Here is a 17,302-nt window from a genome sequence, read left to right on the forward strand (position 1 = left end):
GCATCTGAATGTCCGGGCGCATGGAGGCGTGTGCCCGTATGCTGAGGAGGACTCTATGGCAACTGTTGCCGCACCTATCGATGCTACGTCGACTGCCGCTTGGAAGGCGCTCGAGGCCCATCAGGAGAAGCTCGAGGCCGAGGGTATCGACCTCAAGGCCTGGTTCGCCGCCGATGCCGAGCGCGTGAACAAGCTGAGCTTTGACGCCGGTGACCTGCACTTCGACCTGTCCAAGAACCTGGTGACCGATGAGACCGTCAAGCTGCTGTGCGATCTTGCCCGCGAGGTGAAGCTCGAGGAGCGCCGCGACGCCATGTTCTCCGGCGAGCACATCAACACCACCGAGGACCGCGCCGTCCTGCATACCGCGCTGCGCCGTCCGGCAAGCGAGAAGGGCCAGCTTATCGTCGACGGCCAGGACGTCGTCGCCGACGTGCACGAGGTCCTCGATCGCATGTATGCCTTCGCCGAGCGCGTGCGCTCCGGTGAGTGGAAGGGCGTTACCGGCAAAAAGATCGAGCACCTGGTGTCCATCGGCATCGGCGGCTCCGATCTGGGCCCGGTCATGGCTTACGAGGCCCTGCGTCCCTATGCCGACGCCGGTATCGATTGCCGCTATATCTCCAACATCGATCCCAACGACCAGGCCGAGAAGCTCAAGGGTCTGGATCCCGAGACCACGCTCGTGATTATCGTCTCCAAGACCTTCACCACGCTCGAGACCCTCACCAACGCCCGCGAGGTCAAGACCTGGATGCTCGAGCAGCTCAAGGCTCAGGGCGCCATCGATGGCTCCGATGAGCAGAACGCCGAGGCCGTGGCAAAGCACTTCGTTGCCGTTTCCACCGCGCTCGAAAAGGTCGAGGCCTTCGGTATCGACCCCGCCAACGCCTTCGGTTTTTGGAACTGGGTCGGCGGCCGCTATTCCGTCGACTCCGCCGTGGGTCTGTCGCTGATCGTCGTGCTCGGCCCCGAGCGCTTCCAGCAGTTCCTCGAGGGCTTCCACGCCATCGACGAGTACTTCTGCAACACGCCGCTCGAGAACAACGCCGTCGCGCTGATGGGTCTGCTCAACGTCTGGTACGTCAACTTCTTCGGTTCCAAGAGCCACGCCGTGCTGCCGTACTGCCAGTACCTGCATCGTTTCCCGGCCTACCTGCAGCAGCTCACCATGGAGTCCAACGGCAAGCATGTCCGCTGGGACGGCAGCGCCGTGACCTCCGACACCGGTGAGATCTTCTGGGGCGAGCCCGGCACCAACGGCCAGCACGCCTTCTACCAGCTGCTGCACCAGGGCACCGTGGTGGTTCCGGCCGATTTCATCGCCTTCGCCAATACCGCCAACCCTGCGACCGACAGCGGCCAGGACGTGCACGAGCTGTTCCTGGGCAACTTCCTGGCCCAGACCAAGGCACTCGCCTTTGGCAAGACAGCCGACGAGGTTCGTGCCGAGGGCACGCCCGAACAGATCGTCCCGGCTCGTTGCTTTGAGGGCAACCGCCCGACGACCTCGATCTTCGGTGACACGCTGACCCCGTTCGCGCTTGGCGAGCTCATCGCCCTGTACGAGCACATTACGTTTGTCGAGGGCACGGTCTGGGGCATCGACTCCTACGACCAGTGGGGCGTCGAGCTGGGCAAGCAGCTTGCCAAGCAGATCACCCCGGCCTTCCACGACGACGCCGCCAAGGCCGAGCAGGACGCTTCGACCCAGGCGCTCATCGAGTTCTATCGCGCTCATCGCAAGTAGTCTTTACGGCTGAGTTGGCTTATGGCTGAAAGGGGCCCGTATCCGTTGGGATACGGGCCCCTTGCTATTTGGATAGGATGGAATGTATCGGGAGGCGCCTCGACGGGCATCGCAATCGTCGAAGGCGCGCCGTTCATGTTTGGGACAATATGACATTTTTCCCGTTGCAAACAGCGCCGCCGTGGGTGTTCTGTATGATGGCTCAGACAAGGTTGTTCAATGACAGGGAGGCATATATGGCAATCAAAGCCATCGCAATGGATATCGACGGTACGCTCACCAACGACCAAAAGGTCATCAGCCCGCGTACGCGCGAGAAGCTGCTCGCGACGCAGGAGTCGGGCATTAAGCTCATCTTGGCTTCGGGCCGTCCCGCATGGGGGTTGCACGCCTTGGCGCAGGAGCTCGACCTTCAAAACCATGACGGTCTGCTAGTTGCCTTTAATGGCGCGCATGTGGTCGACGCTCAGACCGATGAGGTCCTTTTTGACCAGGCCATGCCGGCTGACGAGCTGCACCGTCTGATTGATCATCTGCGCAATTTCGACGTGATCCCTATGATTTCGCTCGGTCGCGATTTGCACGTCGAGGACTCGTACCATTGCATGATCACGCTGCCTGACGGCTCGCAGAAAAACATCGTCAAATACGAGCGCGATGCCTGCGACCTTAAGATCCGCGAGGTCGAGAGCTTGCATGAGGTCGTGGACACTTATCCCGTAGACAAGCTGCTGACGGCAGGCAACCCGGCCTACCTGCAAGCGCATTACGAGGAGATGTATGCGCCCTTTAAGCAGACGCTTTCGGGCATGTTTACGGCCGACTGGTACTTTGAGTACACGGCGCCCGGTATCGACAAGGCCCGTGCGCTTGAGGGTGCCCTGCTCAAGCTCGGCATCGATGCCAGCGAGGTCGTCTCGTTTGGCGACGGCCAGAACGACAAGTCCATGATTGAGTGGGCCGGCACCGGTGTTGCCATGGGCAACGCCGTCGATGAGGTTAAGGCAGTTGCCCAGATGGTAACCGCCAATAACAACGAAGACGGTATTGCAGTGGCGCTGGATAAGCTGCTGGGTTAGAATCGCCGATTAATGCATGGTTTGGGCGCCTGCTTGCGGGCGCCCTTTTGTTAGGGAGGGTGCCGTGTCCGCATTTCCGTTCGACGCCGTTATCTTTGACATGGACGGTGTCATTGTCGATACCGAGTATTACTACCTGGGCGAGACTGCCGCGTTTGCCAAGGAGCTTGGGCTTAACCTGACTCAAGAGGAGTTGAATGGGCAAGTCGGTACCTCGCATCAGTTCTTCCTGCATATGCTGGTCGATTGGTTTGAGCGCGCCGGTAAGGGGCATTTCACTGGCGAGGAAGCGTTGGCCCGTTGGGACGAGTGGGCGCATAAGCGTCCGCGCGACTATCAGGCTTTGATTAACCCAGGCGCCGTGGATACGATTCGAGAGCTGCCACGCCGTGGCGTTCGCGTGGCGCTTGCCAGCTCGTCTCCCATGGATAGCATCGAGGAAGTGCTCAACGCGTGCGGGCTGTCGGATGCCTTTGAGTATGTGGTGAGCGGCGAGCAGTTTAAGGAGAGTAAGCCCGAGCCCGACATCTACCTGCATGCGCTGGACCTGCTGGGGCTGCCCGCGAATCGCTGCTGCTGCGTTGAGGATTCCGTTCCGGGCATTACCGCAGGTAAGCGCGCCGGTCTGACGGTAATCGCCAAGCGCGAGGAGCGCTTTGGATTTAGCCAAGATGCTGCGGATAAGATTATCGACCAGCTGCCCGATTTGTTGGAACTCGCGTAGGGCCGGGGTGGTACGGCGGCTATTACAGCGATCTCGTTGGGACGAGAGGGGAGCGGCACTATGACATTCAACGTTAGCGCTCTTGGGTTTGGCGATAACGTCGTCGATCGTTACGAGCATATCCACACTATGTATCCGGGTGGCAATGCGGTGAACTTTGCCGTGTATGCCAGGAAATGCGGAGCCGCGCGCTCCGCGTATATGGGCATCTTTGGAAACGACGCCGCGGCTGAGCATATCATCGCGAGCCTTGAGGACGAGAGCGTCGAGCTCGCCAAATGTAAACAACTCATCGGCGAGAACGGTGCGGCTCGTGTTACCGTGGTCGATGGTGACCGCGTGTTTCTGGGGTCGAACGAGGGCGGCATCCGTGGTGATGCGCGCTATGTGCTCGATCGCTTTGACCTTGCGTATATGAAGCAGTTCGACGTGGTTCATTCGGGCAACTATTGCTTTACCGAGCGCGAGCTGCCCAAGTTGAAGGCAGCGGGCGTCACGGTCTCTTTTGACTTTTCGGACGATTCCACCGACGAGTACTACGAGCAAATTGCGCCCTACGTCGATTTTGCTTTCTTTAGTGCGGCGGATGCCGCGGGTGAGGACGAGACTCGCGAGCGTCTGGCATGGGTGCAGGGCTTGGGTCCGCGTTTTGTATCGGCCACGGCTGGCGCTGAGGGCTGCATTGCCTACGACGGCGAGCGTTACTATCGGCAGCATGCCAAGCCTGTGGCAGATATGAAGGACACCATGGGGGCGGGCGACTCGTTCCTGACCTCGTTCCTGATGTGCTATCTCGATTCTGCCAAGCGTGGCGAGGATGGCGCTGAGGCCATCGAGCGCGCGCTCGACTTTGCGGCGGGGTTTGCCTCGACTGTATGCGGCATGGAAGGCTCCTGGGGCCATGGAGCGCCGATTTCCGAATAGGTGAGCAGTCCCGGGAAGTCGAATTGTTGTCTTCTCGGGACCCTGTGGGCAAAAAATGCCAAATATGAGTACTGTCACTAATTTAGTAACAGGGAAATTATGCTTTTAAGGCCCTGGTTGAGCGCCTGGGGGCGATTATAACCTGTTAAATATGGCTTTAGCCATGCTAAAACGCCTTGATAATGAACAGCTGTACATTATCAAGGCGTTCTTTTGTCACAATATAATGCTACTAGCTTTGCAGCAGTACTCATATTTGGCGTTTTTTGCCCACCGGGGTCAGTTGAAGTCAAATATGGAGTGCGAATTTCCTAAAACGGTTGATTCGACGCTCTCCTCGGCGCAGTTTTTAAGTTCGGCGATGTGCAGGGAGGCGCTTTTTAGCGATGTGATGAGCTGTCGCGCGCTTGCATCTGCTTGCGGTTCGGCTGGAGCGTCGGTTTCGAGCAGCAGACGGTCGAGTGGGATCTGTCGGGCGTATTCACGACCGCGCTTGGTAGCGAGCATCCGCTCGTTCACGGAAAAATAGCAGCCTGCGTTTCGCGCACGGACGAACTCGTTCGAGGTGCCGCTAAACCAGTGAAAGATGATGGCGGGGGAGTTGGGGCTTGGGGTGAGTAATCCATATGACTCAAGGACGTCCAGTACGGTTCCTGCCGAACGAACAGCGTGAATTGATATCACGCGCCCGGCGAGAGGGTACTGCACGAGTGCATCGCAGAGACGGTCAAGTGCCTGTATTTGAAGCGGTTCGCTTCCGGCAAAGCGCGCGGAAAAGTCGAGTCCTACCTCGCCGATATAGCGTTCTTGGTCAGCAACTTCGCAAAGCAGATTGACTTCGGCAGGACCGCAGCGGCCGTCGGCGAGCCACCAGGGATGGAGGCCGGCGCCCGCGATAATGTTTGGGTATCGGCTGGCCCGCTTTTTTGCTGCCGCGAAGTCGCGTGGGTCGACCCCGCAGTCAAAGAGCCCCAGACCCAACGCCGCCGACTCACTGGCTGCAGCATCGGGGCTGAGCATCAAATCAAGATGACAATGCGTGTCAAAGAATCGCGGTTCCATCGCAAGGCATCCTGCTAGTCCAAGCGCTGACCATCGGCGCGCACACGCTCGGTGCCGCGCCCGCTGATCTGGCGGATAACCTCGCCGGCAATCATCTGACCCATGATGGGCGGCATAAAGCTGGCGGTACCCAACTCGGTACGCTCGTGGATGTTGGACGGGTCGCGGGGTTGGGTTTTAACCGATTCCTCACAGCTAAACAGCACGTGCAGGCTCTTGATTCCGCGCTTCTTACATTCTTTGCGCATAATGCGGCTCATGGGGTCACGTACCGTATCGAAGATGTCGGCAAAGCGGAGGCACTCGGGATGGAGCTTGTTGGCCCCGCCCATGGAACTGACCAAACGAATGTCGTGGTCCTGAGCATATTTGGCAATGGTGAGCTTGGCCGAGATGGTGTCGATGGCGTCGACGACGTAGTCGAGCTTGCCGCCCGTCTGCTCAAAAACGCTCGTAAAGAACTCGTCGATATTGTCGCTCAGCAGATATTCAGTTCGCTTGATGGCGGTGGTGGCGGGATTGATGTCGTGGATCATGGCTTCCATAACATCGACCTTGCGCTTGCCGACGGTGCTGTGAAAGGCGATGGCCTGGCGATTGATATTGCTGGGCGCGATGATGTCCTTGTCCAGAATCACAAAATGCCCGATGCCGCCGCGGGCAAGTGCCTCGCAGCAGTTAGAGCCCACGCCTCCGCAGCCGAGTATCAGCACCGTGGCGTTGGCGAGCTTGTCGAGTGCCTCGCGGCCCATGATGATCTCGAGCTTGGTATCGCGTGTCTCGTTGGGAGTTGCGGCTGCGGTTTCGGTCATAGACATCCTCCGATGGGGAAGCGAATCGTGTTTTAGCTATCGCCATTATAGGTAATCGCCCATAGGTTGCGATGGCGCTTACTTTGATGTGGTTTGAAGCATTTCGATTAGATAGTTAGACAAACATCTAAATATCGAGTATAGTGTGCGCGTTATGAGAGATGGTGAGAGGAGGTCTTATGCCGGGAGAGGGTTTTAAAGCGCTGGCCGATCCTACACGACGGCGCATTTTAGAACTGCTGCGCGAGGGCAATTGCACGGCAGGGGAGCTTGCCGAGCATTTTGACATCAGCAAGCCATCATTGAGCCATCACTTGGCGACGCTCAAAAACGCCGGGTTGGTGACTGACGAACGTCATGGCCAAAACATCGTTTACAGCTTAAACACCACCGTCATGCAGGACTTGATCGGTTGGTTTATGGGCTTTACAAACACTGAAGGTGATAAGGATGAATAACGAAAACAAAGGCATTCATTCCACGGGGGTATCGTCGCGCGTGTGGATTGCGCTGGTCGCTCTATGCGTCGCCAATGTCGCAGCGCATCTGATAGTGATGCCGAGCTTGCCTGCGCAGATTCCCACGCACTGGGGCGCGAACGGCGCCGTCGACGGTTGGGGTCCTAGCTGGATGGCCTCCGCGCTCGGCGTGCTGCCTCTGGCGCTTCTCGCAATGTTCTGCGTGGTGCCGCGCGTCGATCCCAAAGGTGAGGCATATCGAACCTCGGGTAAGTTCTATCAGGGCTTCGTAATCGCCTTCACGCTGCTCATGTGTGCCATAAGCTGGCTGGGGGAGCTAACGGTGTGGGGCATCGTGCCGGTGGTAGGAACGGTCAATTTGCTGGTATCAGGCGCTATCGGCTTGCTCTTTATTGGTATGGGCAACTACTTACCGCGCGTAAAGCAGAACTACACGCTCGGTATCAAGACGCCCTGGGCGCTTGCCGATCCCGAGAACTGGCGCCGTACGCAGCGTTTTGGCGGTGCCTGCTTTATGGTGCTGGGCGTTGGCCTGATTGTGATGGGCGTGGCGGGTAGCGTGCTTTCGAGTGAAGTCGTCGCCGCGGTGATTGCGGTTCTGGCGTTTGGTTCAGCTGGAGCTGCCTACGTCTATTCGTATCTGCTGTGGCGTAAATCGCAGCGAGCCGCTCGTTAAGGTTGCGGAAAACTAGCGTACGCAGTTCATAGTATGTTCCGGGGGATTTTTCCCAGGTAGTATTAGGGGGTGTGGGCAACCATGCCCCTTTTTCGTTTAGTTTCAGAGCTGGTTTCCTCATTTCGTTTCCACTAAAGCGAATCAAGAATAGGGAAACAGAAGGTAGAAAGGATAAAACAGGCAAATGGCGGAGTTTATCTACCAGATGTATCAGGCTCGTAAGGCCCATGGCGACAAGGTAATCCTTGACGACGTGACCCTGAGCTTCTACCCCGGTGCCAAGATCGGCGTCGTGGGCCCCAACGGCATGGGTAAGTCGACCCTGCTCAAGATCATGGCCGGTATCGAGGAAGTCTCCAACGGCGATGCCAGGCTCACCCCCGGCTACACCGTGGGCATCCTGCAGCAGGAGCCGCCGCTCGACGACGACAAGACCGTTATCGAGAACGTGCGCATGGCATTTGGCGACATGATCGCCAAGGTCGATCGCTTTAACAAAATCGGCGAGGAGATGTGCGACCCCGACTGCGATATGGACGCCCTCATGGCCGAGATGGGCAAGCTCCAGGACGAGATCGACGCCGCCGACGGCTGGGATATCGATTCCAAGCTCGGCCAGGCCATGGACGCCCTGCAGCTGCCCGATTCCGACATGCCGGTCAACGTTCTTTCCGGCGGCGAGCGCCGTCGCGTTGCCCTATGCAAGCTGCTGCTCGAGGCCCCCGACCTGCTGCTGCTCGATGAGCCCACCAACCACCTGGACGCCGAGTCGATCCTGTGGCTCGAGCACTTCCTGCATAACTATCAGGGCGCGGTGCTTGCCGTCACGCACGACCGCTACTTCCTGGATAACGTCGCCGAGTGGATCTGCGAGGTCGACCGCGGCCATCTCTACCCCTACAAGGGCAACTACTCTACGTATCTGGAGACCAAGGCCGCGCGCATCGAGGCCCAAGGCAACCGCGACGCCAAGCTCGCCAAGCGTATGGAGGCCGAGCTCGAGTGGGTGCGCAGCTCGCCCAAGGCCCGACAGGCCAAGAACAAGGCCCGTCTGGCTCGCTACGAGGAGATGGAGGCCGAGGCCCGCGCAAGCCAGAAGCTCGACTGGACCGACATCCGCATCCCCGTGGGACCGCGTCTGGGCAACAAGGTGCTCGAGGCCCATCACCTGCACAAGGAGTTCGACGGTCGCGTGCTCATCGATGACCTTTCGTTCACCCTGCCGCGCAACGGCATCGTGGGCGTCATCGGCCCCAACGGTGTCGGTAAGACCACGCTGTTCAAGACGATTGTGGGCTTGGAGCCGCTGACTTCGGGCGAGCTCGAGGTGGGCGAGACCGTCAAGATTTCTTACGTCGATCAGAACCGTTCCGGCATCGACCCCGACAAGAACCTGTGGGAGGTCGTCTCGGACGGCCTGGACCACATGATGGTCGGCGAGACCGAGGTTCCGAGCCGCGCTTATGTGGCGAGCTTTGGCTTTAAGGGCCAGGACCAGCAGAAGCGCGCTGGCGTACTCTCCGGTGGCGAGCGCAACCGTCTGAACTTGGCGCTTACGCTCAAGCAGGGCGGCAACCTGCTGCTCCTCGACGAGCCCACGAACGACCTCGACGTCGAGACGCTGTCCTCGCTCGAGGCGGCGCTGCTCGAGTTCCCGGGCTGCTCGGTGGTCATTAGCCACGACCGTATGTTCCTGGACCGCGTCGCCACGCACATTCTGGCGTGGGAGGGCACCGACGAGAATCCGGGCAACTGGTATTGGTTCGAGGGCAACTTCGAGGCCTATCAGGCCAACCGCATCGAGCGCCTGGGCGAGGACGCAGCCCAGCCGCATCGTATTCACCGCAAGCTCACGCGTGACTAGTAGCAAGTAGAAAGGCCGCCAGCAAGGGCGGCCTTTCTTGTAGCAATTGCACTGCAGCTATGCCCTGGCTGCTGGTTGATTCATAATCAAAGTCATCTCTTTGGGATTAAAGCCCGTTTTTGCTATGAGTGATTTTCTAATTCCGTTTAAAACGTAAAGACGTATTGGGTTACAAGGACATAAGCAAATCGAATTGAAATATAACCAGTGCTGTAACGTTACAAAAAAGGTTATAGAATAGGAGTATCTTATAAGTCGCTCCTCTAGAAAGAAGAACATATGCTTTCGCGTCGTCGTTTTCTGCAACTTGTCGCGTCTTCAATTGTCGCCTTAGCCGCACGTCCGAAAGAGGTTTTTGCTTCGACGGGCAATATTGATGGTGAGCAGATACAATTTACTTCAGAAATTGCGCAAGAGCTTGCCGATAAATATATAAAGGGACTCCTCGGCTCTTCGTATACGCCTTCTAACCCTATTCCTTTTGTAGACGTTGATGGGTCCCCGCTTGGCTACATTGTTCCGGTTGTGACATTCAATAGAGCCGCGGGCTATTTGGTTTTAGATGCTTCAGATGATGAAATACTTACGGGATATCGTTTTGGAGACGGCTTAGTCAGCCCTATGGATCGGGGAGGAGATCTTGGTGTTGAGTCTTATTCTTTCAATAACCCAGTCGTAATGATCAATCCATTCGAATTCGGTGTGCAATCTTTGGACGGTTCAATAACAACAAATTGCGGAAGAACAATCCCGGCTGTTTCCATAGAAGGACGGCCTGTCGTTTTATCGAATAAACCTTCAAGCTGGAACGATGTCGTAATTTACGCAACTCAAATGCAGGATTACACAGTATCTGGATTTCGTTCCATTTCTCAGTTTATGTCATATGATGAAAGCGAGATTAAGAGGCTTACTGCCCACTATGCTTGTATGGTGACCGCTTTTTCGAACGTTGCGGAACTGTATGGCATTGCCAATTTATATAGCGACCCTTCGCAATATATGCAGATATGGAATTACACCAATACCCATGCTCTTTCCGCTGAAGAACAGACTGTTCCCGGCGTTGTTTTGGGCGGAACGCCGATATCAACCTGTGCAACGGGGTTTACAAATTACTGCGCAAGCAGAGGAAGTGCTCTTATCGCCCGCACTGTCTCCTCTCCGGCTATCGCGAGCATTCAAAATGAGATTAACTCTAATAGACCGAATGTTTTACATGCGAGTTTGTACAACGGATCAGCCCATTCTGTAACAGCGGAGGCTTACGCCACACTTACTGGTAAGAAAACTGGAGAGACAAGGCAGATGATTGGCATAGCGGACGGCTGGAATTCATCTTTATCCTTCCTGAAGTATGATCAGAGCTATTATGCGTGGACTTATGGAACGACTTTTTCGAAGTAGGGCGATTCGTCTAGCTCTGTCTTTGGTGCTGATGGCTTCATTGGTGGGCTGTTCAACAAAGGAAGAGATATCGCGCGGAGGTTCCGGAGAAGTGACTGCGACAGACTCAGGTTCATTAGAAATAGCTGGCGGGCATGCCGATGTGATGTTACAAGGAAAAGGCGTGCTTAGGTCGAATGATGCTGAAGACGCTGTCTGCTCAATAGAGGATTTGAAGACAGGTGAAACTGCATCGTACCGAGTTTCAGATAATGCTGCGAATATGATTGAGTCGATACCGACCGGAGCGCAGGTTTCTTTTAGATACTTTGCTCCGCAACTTGAGGATGAGCTTGCTTCTCTGGTGTCTATATGCGCCGATGACAACTAAAAGGCCTGAATTCAAACGGCCTCGGATGGTCAATTGGCTATCCGAGGCCGTTTTTTACTCGACCGGGGCTTCGACCTTGTCGATGGCCCAGGTGGCTCCGAGGCCGCCGGTGGTGTTGCGGCGAATGCGTACGGTGACTTCGTGGCGTTTGCCGGCCTGTGTGTAGCGCAGGGGGAAGCTCGCGCGGTTACGGCCGGCCTCGATGGTACCGCGCTCGCGAGCGATCCAGTAGTACTCGCCGACGATGCCGAGGGTGTCAGCGCCGTAGGGGAGATAAGTCGACAGCTGGTGCAGCAGCGGGCTAGGGCAGAAGACCTCGGTCGCGAAATCGATGGGGAAGTCCCCGGGGATGGTCGGTGCTGCGGGAGCGGGGGCCGGTGCTGAATTGGGGACCGGAGTCGGTGCAGGTGTGGGAGCCTGGTCACAGGCGGGTGCGGATGCGGACTCAATGACAGGTGCAGACTCAGATGCCGCTTCTGGCTTAGCTATGGAATCTGTCGGTTCCACGGAGATGGACGTGTCTTCGGTCCCGGTTTTGGCATCGGCCTGCGGAGTGTCCTCTGCCTCGACGTTCGGCTTGGCCTCGACCGGCGTGGATACCATGGTGGTGATGCCGGCGTTGGCGTTCTCGGGGTCGTAGACAACCGTGAGCGAGATGGCAGGCTGGGGCGCCTCGGGCTCCGGTGTTGCCTCGGCAGCATCTTGATCCGCGAGCTCGTCGGACTGATTGTCCTCGGTGTTGTCGCCAAAGACATCGTGGTTCTGGAACACGGGCGCCTCGGGCTGGCCAGCCGCCTCTTCGGTTGTCGACTTGGATGCCTCGTTGAGCTCCACAGCGGCTTCCTGCTCTGGCATGACTTCGGGATCGGTCATGGCGGCGATTTCGGTTTCGGCTTCCGCTGCCACCTCAATAGCGACTTCGATCTCTATCTCGGGCTCGGGCTCCGGCACAGCTTCAACCGCGGCTTCTGGTTCGGGACGCTTAACGTGCTTGGGGCGCACAGCCTTGAGGTCCTTCTCACCGCGCTTTTTCTTTTTGTAGGACTGCTTAGCGCCCTTGGCGGTCTTGGGCTTGTCCTCGCCCTTGGCAAGGGCGGCATCCCAGGCCTCGTTGGCGATGACGGTGGCATACAGGCGACCGCCCTTAAAGACGGTCAGCTTAATGCAGTCGTCAAGCTCTTCGAGCAGCTCGCGCGTGGATTCGAAGCCCAGGTCATAAGCGGTCATGTCGCCAGCGGCGAGCGCCTCTTCGACCTGCGTCATAAACGTTTGCTTGCCGCATCCAATCGCATCGCGCAGCAGGCGATACAGATAGATGTGGTTGCCCAGTGAAAGCGTGGGCCTAACTATTGTCTTGCTCATGGCAAATCTCCTCTTTACACATGTAAAGCATCTTACCATCGCATGGCGCTCGCCATGGCGGCGCCCAAGGCAAACGGGCGCGAACCGCTGTCGATTCGCGCCCGTTATACAGGTCGGTTATCTATGAGAGGCAAATGTGCCTAGTTGCCCGATGTCGCGCCTTGGCTTGAACTGTCAGATGCCGTGCCGGACGCGGTTCCGCTCGAGCTGTTGGTGTTGCTGTTGTCGGTAGATCCCGTACTCGGTGTATTGCCATTCGCCTGGTCGCCCGTGCTCGGTTGAGAGCCGTCAGTCGTTTGACTTGAGTCAGTCGTGCCGGATTGCGTGCCGCTGTTGTTCGCAGAGGAATCGACGCCCTGCGATTGGTTTTGGGTGTTCGAGGACGAATTGGCAGAGGTAGAACTGTCTTGCGTATCGTCCGTCTGTGCCTGCTGATCCTGCGACTGGGTGTTGCCATTTGCATCGCTCTCGGTCGTGCGCGACGACAGGATTGGCTCGGGACGCTCGCCCAGACCCTCACCGGCAGTGGTGATAAGGATGGCGCCGGCGCAGGCGATGACCGCGACGATGGCGATAGCGATCGAGAAGACGATGACCTTCTTTTGCGTCTGGCTGCGCTCAGCCGCCGCCTTGGCGCGCAGGCTGTTGGGAGCGACGCGCGCCGTGGTCGCGCGTCCCGCAACCTGGCGCATCTCCTGCGTGGTTGCGGCGCCACCTAGGTGCTCCTCGACATTGGGCTCAACGGGCTCGTAGGCGCCGGTAGGGTAGTCGACAGCGGCATGCGTGCCCTTGATTGCTTCGGCGCTGGCGGAGATAAAGTGGCGATAGACCTGCGAGGACACAACAGTGATGACTGAGCTCACAGCGGCACCAATCACCGAGCCGGCAATGCCGATCTTTGAAGCAAGCGCCACGCTCGTGGCGGCAGCTGCGGCGCCGGCGATGATCTGGGGAATGGAAATGTCGTCAAACAGGCCCTTTTTGGGCGCGATGGCCATGGTCTGTCCGATGGAATGGTTCTCGTGCACGCCGTTGTTGAGCGCGGCCGGTGTCATGACGCGCGTGCGCGGCGCGTCAGTGTACTTGGTTGTCATACGGGGTCCTCCCGGTGTAAATCTGCTTCGTTTTGTGTAGCCATCAGGGTACCCACCAGATGTGAATCGTACGTGACATTTAACAGATACCATCAACTCATCAAGGGGGCTTGCTGTCTTTGGTGCAATAGCTTGATGCTAAACTGGATTTACGATTGCGAGGTGGTTTACGTGATGTACCCGTATATGACGTTCGAAGACGGTACCGAGGTCATTCATTCTGACCTGATTGCGGATGGCGATATCGAAAAGGTTATCGTGCATTTTGAACGACCGACGGCAGAGGGCTTCGACTCCGCTCGTTGTGAGTTGCCTTCCTGTTCGTGGACTGACTGGGAAGGGCATTTTACTCAGAGTGAAAAACGAGCTTTCGAAGAGTGTCTGAGCAAATAATTTAGATTAGTTCGAGTTTAGTTCGAATAAAGAAGCTGAATGCGATGACCTAAAGCGTATGCATTTTTAGTATTAGATGCGTATGAAATGGAGGATGTGAATGGATGAGCTAATAGACTTTAAAAAACGATTTCTCAAGAATGGCGAGCTGGTTTCAATTCCAAAAAAGGAAAGCTATAAAAGAATCATGCTGCTATGGGCCGTCTCTTTCTTTGAATTAAATACAAGTTATACGGAGCTTCAGGTTAATCGTGTGCTGTCACAGCTCTATCCTGATTATGCCGTGTTGAGGCGGTACTTGGTTGATTATGGATTCCTATTAAGGGATGAACGAGGCCTGAAATACGAGGTTAATCGTGATGTTCACGGTATTGAGAGCTAGCCGTCCGGTTCGGGTCCTATATATTGCTAGAGGGATAAGCGAAATAGGCAATTGGTGTGCGAATATTGCTTTGCCAATGCTGATTTACGAGGTAACTCACGATGTTTCTGCAACTGCTTTGATGGTCTGCTGCAGATTTGCCCCCTCTCTGTTTTCAGTTGCGCTCGCGCAGCTGCCTCAGAAGATGGGTATCGGGACACTGCAGGCCATGAGATTGGCAGACTTAATTCGCGCGGGATTATTCGTTTGCTATATTTTTGTTGATAGTAAATGGAGTATGTTTGCTATTACGTGCGCGGTATCGCTTTGCCGAACGGTAGAAATGCCCTGCTTTTACTCGTTGTTAAGAGCCAATACGAATAGTATCAATCGCGACGTAATTAATAATTCGTTTGGGTTCCTGCAGAATTTGATGATGGTTCTGGGGCCAGTTGCCGGCGGTTTTGTTGTCGCTCAATTTGGGGCGGAGGCTGTTCTTGCATTAGACGCGCTTTCTTTTGCCGCGTCGTTCTGGTTGCTGCGAGATGTTCCGTCGGTTATCGAGGTTAATGATAAAGAGGGAATAAGCAAAAATGAAAAAAACAGGACTGCATTTAGTGATCTTAGCGCGAAGCACTTGGCAATTGGTTTCCTATTAATCGATATTTCTAGTGGCGTGGCATTCGGCTCTCTGAATTCTCTTTTGCCAGCTATAGCGCAATTGCAATTTGACTCGTCATCGATACAATACGGATTCCTTCAGAGTAGTCTTACAATCGGACTGTTGTTCGGAAATACAATATATGGTCGTTTAATCAGTGGTTCCGATTGCGTTAAATCATATTATTTGTGACGTATCTTGCGCTCGGTGCGTATCTGGCGTTTGGCTATCGCTATGCGTCTGGGATATCGTTTATTTTCCTTTTTATCGTCGGTGCCGGAAACGCCATTCAAGATGTGCTTCTCATAACATCGCTGCAGGATTTGGCGAGAGACGGATCTGAATCGATAAGCCTGTTTTCAATTAGGGAGTCTTTGCAATCGGTTGCTGTTGTTATTTCAACACTTCTTGTTTCGCTGTTCACGAGCATCGCGATGTTCTCAATTCTCGTTACAGGACTTGGTGTATTTTCAATTATGATGGTAGTTGTGTTTCAATTAAATTATTTGCGAAAGATGTGACGTTGATATGCCTAAAACGCTTTTAGTATTTCCCCCAGGATGGAGTCCAGTGGGGCCGTATCTTGCCTTGCCTGTTTTGAAGTCATATCTTCAAGAGGTTGAACAATACAAAGTTGACATTGTTGACTTAAACGTGGAATTTTACGATGACCTCCTATCTTTTAGACATGTCGAAGAGTGCTGTAAAAGGTATCGGGAATCAAAGGATTCGTTTAGTTCGAATGTTCAATTAACAATCGAGTTGATACAAAAGTCGGCACTTAATGTTGACGAGGCAAAAGATATTTTCAGATCGAAGAGATACTTTAATCTAAAAGAAAGACAATATGCCGAAAACATTTTTAGAAATGCACTCTATATCATAAATCGCGTCTCATATGGAGTTAAATACACGTTCAACTCCATAGATCTGCCCTATGATTATTATTCGACACCAGAAATAATGAAATCGCTTGCGGATACCTTGCATAATCCGTTTATTTCCTTCTATGAAACTGCCTTTCTTAAGCGTATTCAGAGGGAAAAAATCGAGTTTATTGGGATTTCGGTGAGCGGCTGTTTCCAATTGATTTCTGCAGTTACGTTAGCGAAACTGATTAAGGAAGAATGTCCATCTGTTAAACACGTCTCATTGGGCGGCAATTACATTACTCGTTTAGCAGATGACTGCATGAAAGAATGGCATCCCTTTTTTGAATACATTGATTCGATAATGATGTATGACGGCGAAGAGCCGCTTGCACGTCTTCTTGAGGCTCTTGACTCTGGTGATGACAATCTCGACTGTGTTCCAAACCTTTGCCATGCTAAAGGTGGAAATATATAAAAACCATCGGATTGAGCAAACATTTATCAACGATACAGTTCCCGATTTCGATGGCTTCGCCCTTTCTAAATACTTCATGCCTGAGTTAATATTGCCGGTTTATTCCTCTAGGCAGTGTTTTAATCATTGCGCCTTCTGCACCATTCCCGGTGCTACCGGTGGTTGTTACCGAAAGATGCCTATATCGAGAGTATTTGAAATAATGTGTCGGTTAAATGAAAAATACGGCACGAGAGTTTTCTCTTTTGTGGATGAAACATTCGAAGGCAAAAGAATGGAGCAACTCGCGGATGAAATAAACGCATCGGGAAAAACGTTTTTCTGGCATGGAGAAACGAGGTTCTCTCCAACCCTAAGTACAGAAGTTTTTAACAAGATATACCAAAGTGGATGTAGGCAGATTCAGTTTGGCCTCGAGTCATACAACCAAAGAGTTCTTGATCTAATGAAGAAGAACACGAGAGTTGATTGGATTGATCGCAATATCCATGATTGTCTCAATGCGGGTATTCCTGTTCATCTATTTTTTATGATTGGCTTTCCGACCGAAACTAAAGAAGAGGCTCTGAACACCTTAGCTTATACAGAGAATGTTTTGAATTATTCAAAACAGGTATGTGGTGTTCCATATTCCACGAGAGGATTTACGAATTTTGGTCTCGTTATGGGGTCGGATGTTTGGAATCATCCCGATAAGTATGGTGTCTCTGTAATGCCGAAGTCCCAATATGAGGATTTGCGCCTCGAAGTGGATTATGTTTCAGGCACTGGTTTAACTTTAAATGAAGCAAAATCCTTATCTGATGAGCATCATATTGATTTTTATATGCAAGAGGTCATAAACGGTAGCGACACAATTGACTTGCCCCAGCGGCTTCATATTTCGGTGACGCATAATTTCTTTCGCAAATTGACAACCGCATAGCGGAACACGGCC

At 54.4% G+C, this 17,302-nt stretch carries 19 protein-coding genes; 15 read left to right on the top strand and 4 right to left on the bottom strand.

Going from position 1 to position 17,302, the window contains the following annotated elements:
- Nucleotides 1-55: 55 nt before the first annotated feature.
- The 4 genes from pgi to DXD77_RS07280 all read left to right on the top strand — a co-directional run bounded on the left by pgi (nucleotide 56) and on the right by DXD77_RS07280 (nucleotide 4,477).
- Nucleotides 56-1,750, top strand: a complete 1,695-nt coding sequence (gene pgi / locus DXD77_RS07265; protein WP_117564424.1) for a glucose-6-phosphate isomerase — start codon at nucleotides 56-58, stop codon at nucleotides 1,748-1,750.
- Between the two features lie 236 nt (nucleotides 1,751-1,986).
- Nucleotides 1,987-2,829 carry a Cof-type HAD-IIB family hydrolase gene (locus DXD77_RS07270; protein ID WP_199407912.1) on the top strand — a complete coding sequence of 281 codons (843 nt, stop codon included), beginning with the start codon at nucleotides 1,987-1,989 and terminating at the stop codon, nucleotides 2,827-2,829.
- A 64-nt stretch (nucleotides 2,830-2,893) separates the two neighbouring features.
- A complete protein-coding gene (locus DXD77_RS07275) occupies nucleotides 2,894-3,553 on the top strand; it encodes an HAD family phosphatase (RefSeq protein WP_311774750.1) in 660 nt (219 codons plus the stop codon).
- A 60-nt stretch (nucleotides 3,554-3,613) separates the two neighbouring features.
- Nucleotides 3,614-4,477, top strand: a complete 864-nt coding sequence (locus DXD77_RS07280) for a PfkB family carbohydrate kinase (RefSeq protein WP_117564422.1) — start codon at nucleotides 3,614-3,616, stop codon at nucleotides 4,475-4,477.
- 279 nt (nucleotides 4,478-4,756) lie between these two features.
- On the opposite strand, the gene DXD77_RS07285 is transcribed toward DXD77_RS07280, so the two are convergent.
- Nucleotides 4,757-5,539: a TatD family hydrolase gene (locus DXD77_RS07285; RefSeq protein ID WP_117564421.1), complete on the bottom strand. Its 783-nt coding sequence runs from the start codon at nucleotides 5,537-5,539 to the stop codon at nucleotides 4,757-4,759.
- A 14-nt stretch (nucleotides 5,540-5,553) separates the two neighbouring features.
- Entirely contained in the window at nucleotides 5,554-6,351 is a 798-nt protein-coding gene (locus DXD77_RS07290) for a ThiF family adenylyltransferase (protein ID WP_117564420.1), read from the bottom strand.
- 179 nt (nucleotides 6,352-6,530) lie between these two features.
- Between DXD77_RS07290 and DXD77_RS07295 the strand changes: the two genes are divergently transcribed.
- The 5 genes from DXD77_RS07295 to DXD77_RS07310 all read left to right on the top strand — a co-directional run bounded on the left by DXD77_RS07295 (nucleotide 6,531) and on the right by DXD77_RS07310 (nucleotide 11,147).
- On the top strand, nucleotides 6,531-6,809 hold the full coding sequence (locus tag DXD77_RS07295) for an autorepressor SdpR family transcription factor (RefSeq protein WP_022094448.1): 279 nt from the start codon (nucleotides 6,531-6,533) through the stop codon (nucleotides 6,807-6,809).
- On the top strand, nucleotides 6,802-7,506 hold the full coding sequence (locus DXD77_RS07300) for an SdpI family protein (protein WP_089573029.1): 705 nt from the start codon (nucleotides 6,802-6,804) through the stop codon (nucleotides 7,504-7,506). Before DXD77_RS07295 ends, DXD77_RS07300 begins: the two co-directional genes overlap by 8 nt.
- A gap of 184 nt (nucleotides 7,507-7,690) precedes the next feature.
- Nucleotides 7,691-9,370 (top strand): energy-dependent translational throttle protein EttA, encoded by a 1,680-nt coding sequence (ettA, locus tag DXD77_RS07305; RefSeq protein WP_055251458.1) that lies wholly within the window; start codon nucleotides 7,691-7,693, stop codon nucleotides 9,368-9,370.
- A 279-nt stretch (nucleotides 9,371-9,649) separates the two neighbouring features.
- Nucleotides 9,650-10,777, top strand: coding sequence for a hypothetical protein (locus tag DXD77_RS10290; protein WP_147324150.1), 1,128 nt, complete (start codon nucleotides 9,650-9,652; stop codon nucleotides 10,775-10,777).
- A gap of 25 nt (nucleotides 10,778-10,802) precedes the next feature.
- A complete protein-coding gene (locus tag DXD77_RS07310) occupies nucleotides 10,803-11,147 on the top strand; it encodes a hypothetical protein (protein WP_233506768.1) in 345 nt (114 codons plus the stop codon).
- Between the two features lie 54 nt (nucleotides 11,148-11,201).
- Here the strand turns inward: DXD77_RS07310 and DXD77_RS07315 are convergent, their stop codons facing one another.
- Nucleotides 11,202-12,509, bottom strand: coding sequence for a hypothetical protein (locus DXD77_RS07315; RefSeq protein WP_117648318.1), 1,308 nt, complete (start codon nucleotides 12,507-12,509; stop codon nucleotides 11,202-11,204).
- 140 nt (nucleotides 12,510-12,649) lie between these two features.
- Nucleotides 12,650-13,603 carry a hypothetical protein gene (locus DXD77_RS07320; protein WP_117564417.1) on the bottom strand — a complete coding sequence of 318 codons (954 nt, stop codon included), beginning with the start codon at nucleotides 13,601-13,603 and terminating at the stop codon, nucleotides 12,650-12,652.
- Between the two features lie 186 nt (nucleotides 13,604-13,789).
- On the opposite strand from DXD77_RS07320, the gene DXD77_RS07325 reads away from it, so the two are divergent.
- The 6 genes from DXD77_RS07325 to DXD77_RS07340 all read left to right on the top strand — a co-directional run bounded on the left by DXD77_RS07325 (nucleotide 13,790) and on the right by DXD77_RS07340 (nucleotide 17,290).
- On the top strand, nucleotides 13,790-13,996 hold the full coding sequence (locus tag DXD77_RS07325; RefSeq protein ID WP_233506769.1) for a hypothetical protein: 207 nt from the start codon (nucleotides 13,790-13,792) through the stop codon (nucleotides 13,994-13,996).
- A gap of 100 nt (nucleotides 13,997-14,096) precedes the next feature.
- Nucleotides 14,097-14,378 (top strand): DUF2087 domain-containing protein, encoded by a 282-nt coding sequence (locus DXD77_RS07330; RefSeq protein ID WP_055251466.1) that lies wholly within the window; start codon nucleotides 14,097-14,099, stop codon nucleotides 14,376-14,378.
- On the top strand, nucleotides 14,356-15,210 hold the full coding sequence (locus DXD77_RS07335; protein WP_117648319.1) for an MFS transporter: 855 nt from the start codon (nucleotides 14,356-14,358) through the stop codon (nucleotides 15,208-15,210). The genes DXD77_RS07330 and DXD77_RS07335 overlap by 23 nt, the downstream gene beginning before the upstream one ends.
- Entirely contained in the window at nucleotides 15,207-15,539 is a 333-nt protein-coding gene (locus DXD77_RS10405; protein WP_117855747.1) for a hypothetical protein, read from the top strand. The genes DXD77_RS07335 and DXD77_RS10405 overlap by 4 nt, the downstream gene beginning before the upstream one ends.
- A 7-nt stretch (nucleotides 15,540-15,546) precedes the next feature.
- Nucleotides 15,547-16,365: a hypothetical protein gene (locus DXD77_RS10295; protein ID WP_147324147.1), complete on the top strand. Its 819-nt coding sequence runs from the start codon at nucleotides 15,547-15,549 to the stop codon at nucleotides 16,363-16,365.
- Nucleotides 16,259-17,290: a radical SAM protein gene (locus DXD77_RS07340; protein WP_117648320.1), complete on the top strand. Its 1,032-nt coding sequence runs from the start codon at nucleotides 16,259-16,261 to the stop codon at nucleotides 17,288-17,290. Before DXD77_RS10295 ends, DXD77_RS07340 begins: the two co-directional genes overlap by 107 nt.
- Nucleotides 17,291-17,302 lie beyond the last annotated feature (12 nt).

This window comes from Collinsella sp. TM09-10AT (assembly GCF_003436275.1).
In the GTDB taxonomy this organism is placed as follows: domain Bacteria; phylum Actinomycetota; class Coriobacteriia; order Coriobacteriales; family Coriobacteriaceae; genus Collinsella.

Coding starts and splice junctions, on each gene's coding strand:
- pgi (WP_117564424.1), top strand. CDS start 56: ATGGCAACTGTTGCCGCACCTATCGATGCTACGTCGACTGCCGCTTGG.
- DXD77_RS07270 (WP_199407912.1), top strand. CDS start 1,987: ATGGCAATCAAAGCCATCGCAATGGATATCGACGGTACGCTCACCAAC.
- DXD77_RS07280 (WP_117564422.1), top strand. CDS start 3,614: ATGACATTCAACGTTAGCGCTCTTGGGTTTGGCGATAACGTCGTCGAT.
- DXD77_RS07285 (WP_117564421.1), bottom strand. CDS start 5,539: ATGGAACCGCGATTCTTTGACACGCATTGTCATCTTGATTTGATGCTC.
- DXD77_RS07290 (WP_117564420.1), bottom strand. CDS start 6,351: ATGACCGAAACCGCAGCCGCAACTCCCAACGAGACACGCGATACCAAG.
- DXD77_RS07295 (WP_022094448.1), top strand. CDS start 6,531: ATGCCGGGAGAGGGTTTTAAAGCGCTGGCCGATCCTACACGACGGCGC.
- DXD77_RS07300 (WP_089573029.1), top strand. CDS start 6,802: ATGAATAACGAAAACAAAGGCATTCATTCCACGGGGGTATCGTCGCGC.
- ettA (WP_055251458.1), top strand. CDS start 7,691: ATGGCGGAGTTTATCTACCAGATGTATCAGGCTCGTAAGGCCCATGGC.
- DXD77_RS10290 (WP_147324150.1), top strand. CDS start 9,650: ATGCTTTCGCGTCGTCGTTTTCTGCAACTTGTCGCGTCTTCAATTGTC.
- DXD77_RS07315 (WP_117648318.1), bottom strand. CDS start 12,509: ATGAGCAAGACAATAGTTAGGCCCACGCTTTCACTGGGCAACCACATC.
- DXD77_RS07320 (WP_117564417.1), bottom strand. CDS start 13,603: ATGACAACCAAGTACACTGACGCGCCGCGCACGCGCGTCATGACACCG.
- DXD77_RS07325 (WP_233506769.1), top strand. CDS start 13,790: ATGACGTTCGAAGACGGTACCGAGGTCATTCATTCTGACCTGATTGCG.
- DXD77_RS07330 (WP_055251466.1), top strand. CDS start 14,097: ATGGATGAGCTAATAGACTTTAAAAAACGATTTCTCAAGAATGGCGAG.
- DXD77_RS07335 (WP_117648319.1), top strand. CDS start 14,356: ATGTTCACGGTATTGAGAGCTAGCCGTCCGGTTCGGGTCCTATATATT.
- DXD77_RS10295 (WP_147324147.1), top strand. CDS start 15,547: ATGCCTAAAACGCTTTTAGTATTTCCCCCAGGATGGAGTCCAGTGGGG.
- DXD77_RS07340 (WP_117648320.1), top strand. CDS start 16,259: ATGACGGCGAAGAGCCGCTTGCACGTCTTCTTGAGGCTCTTGACTCTG.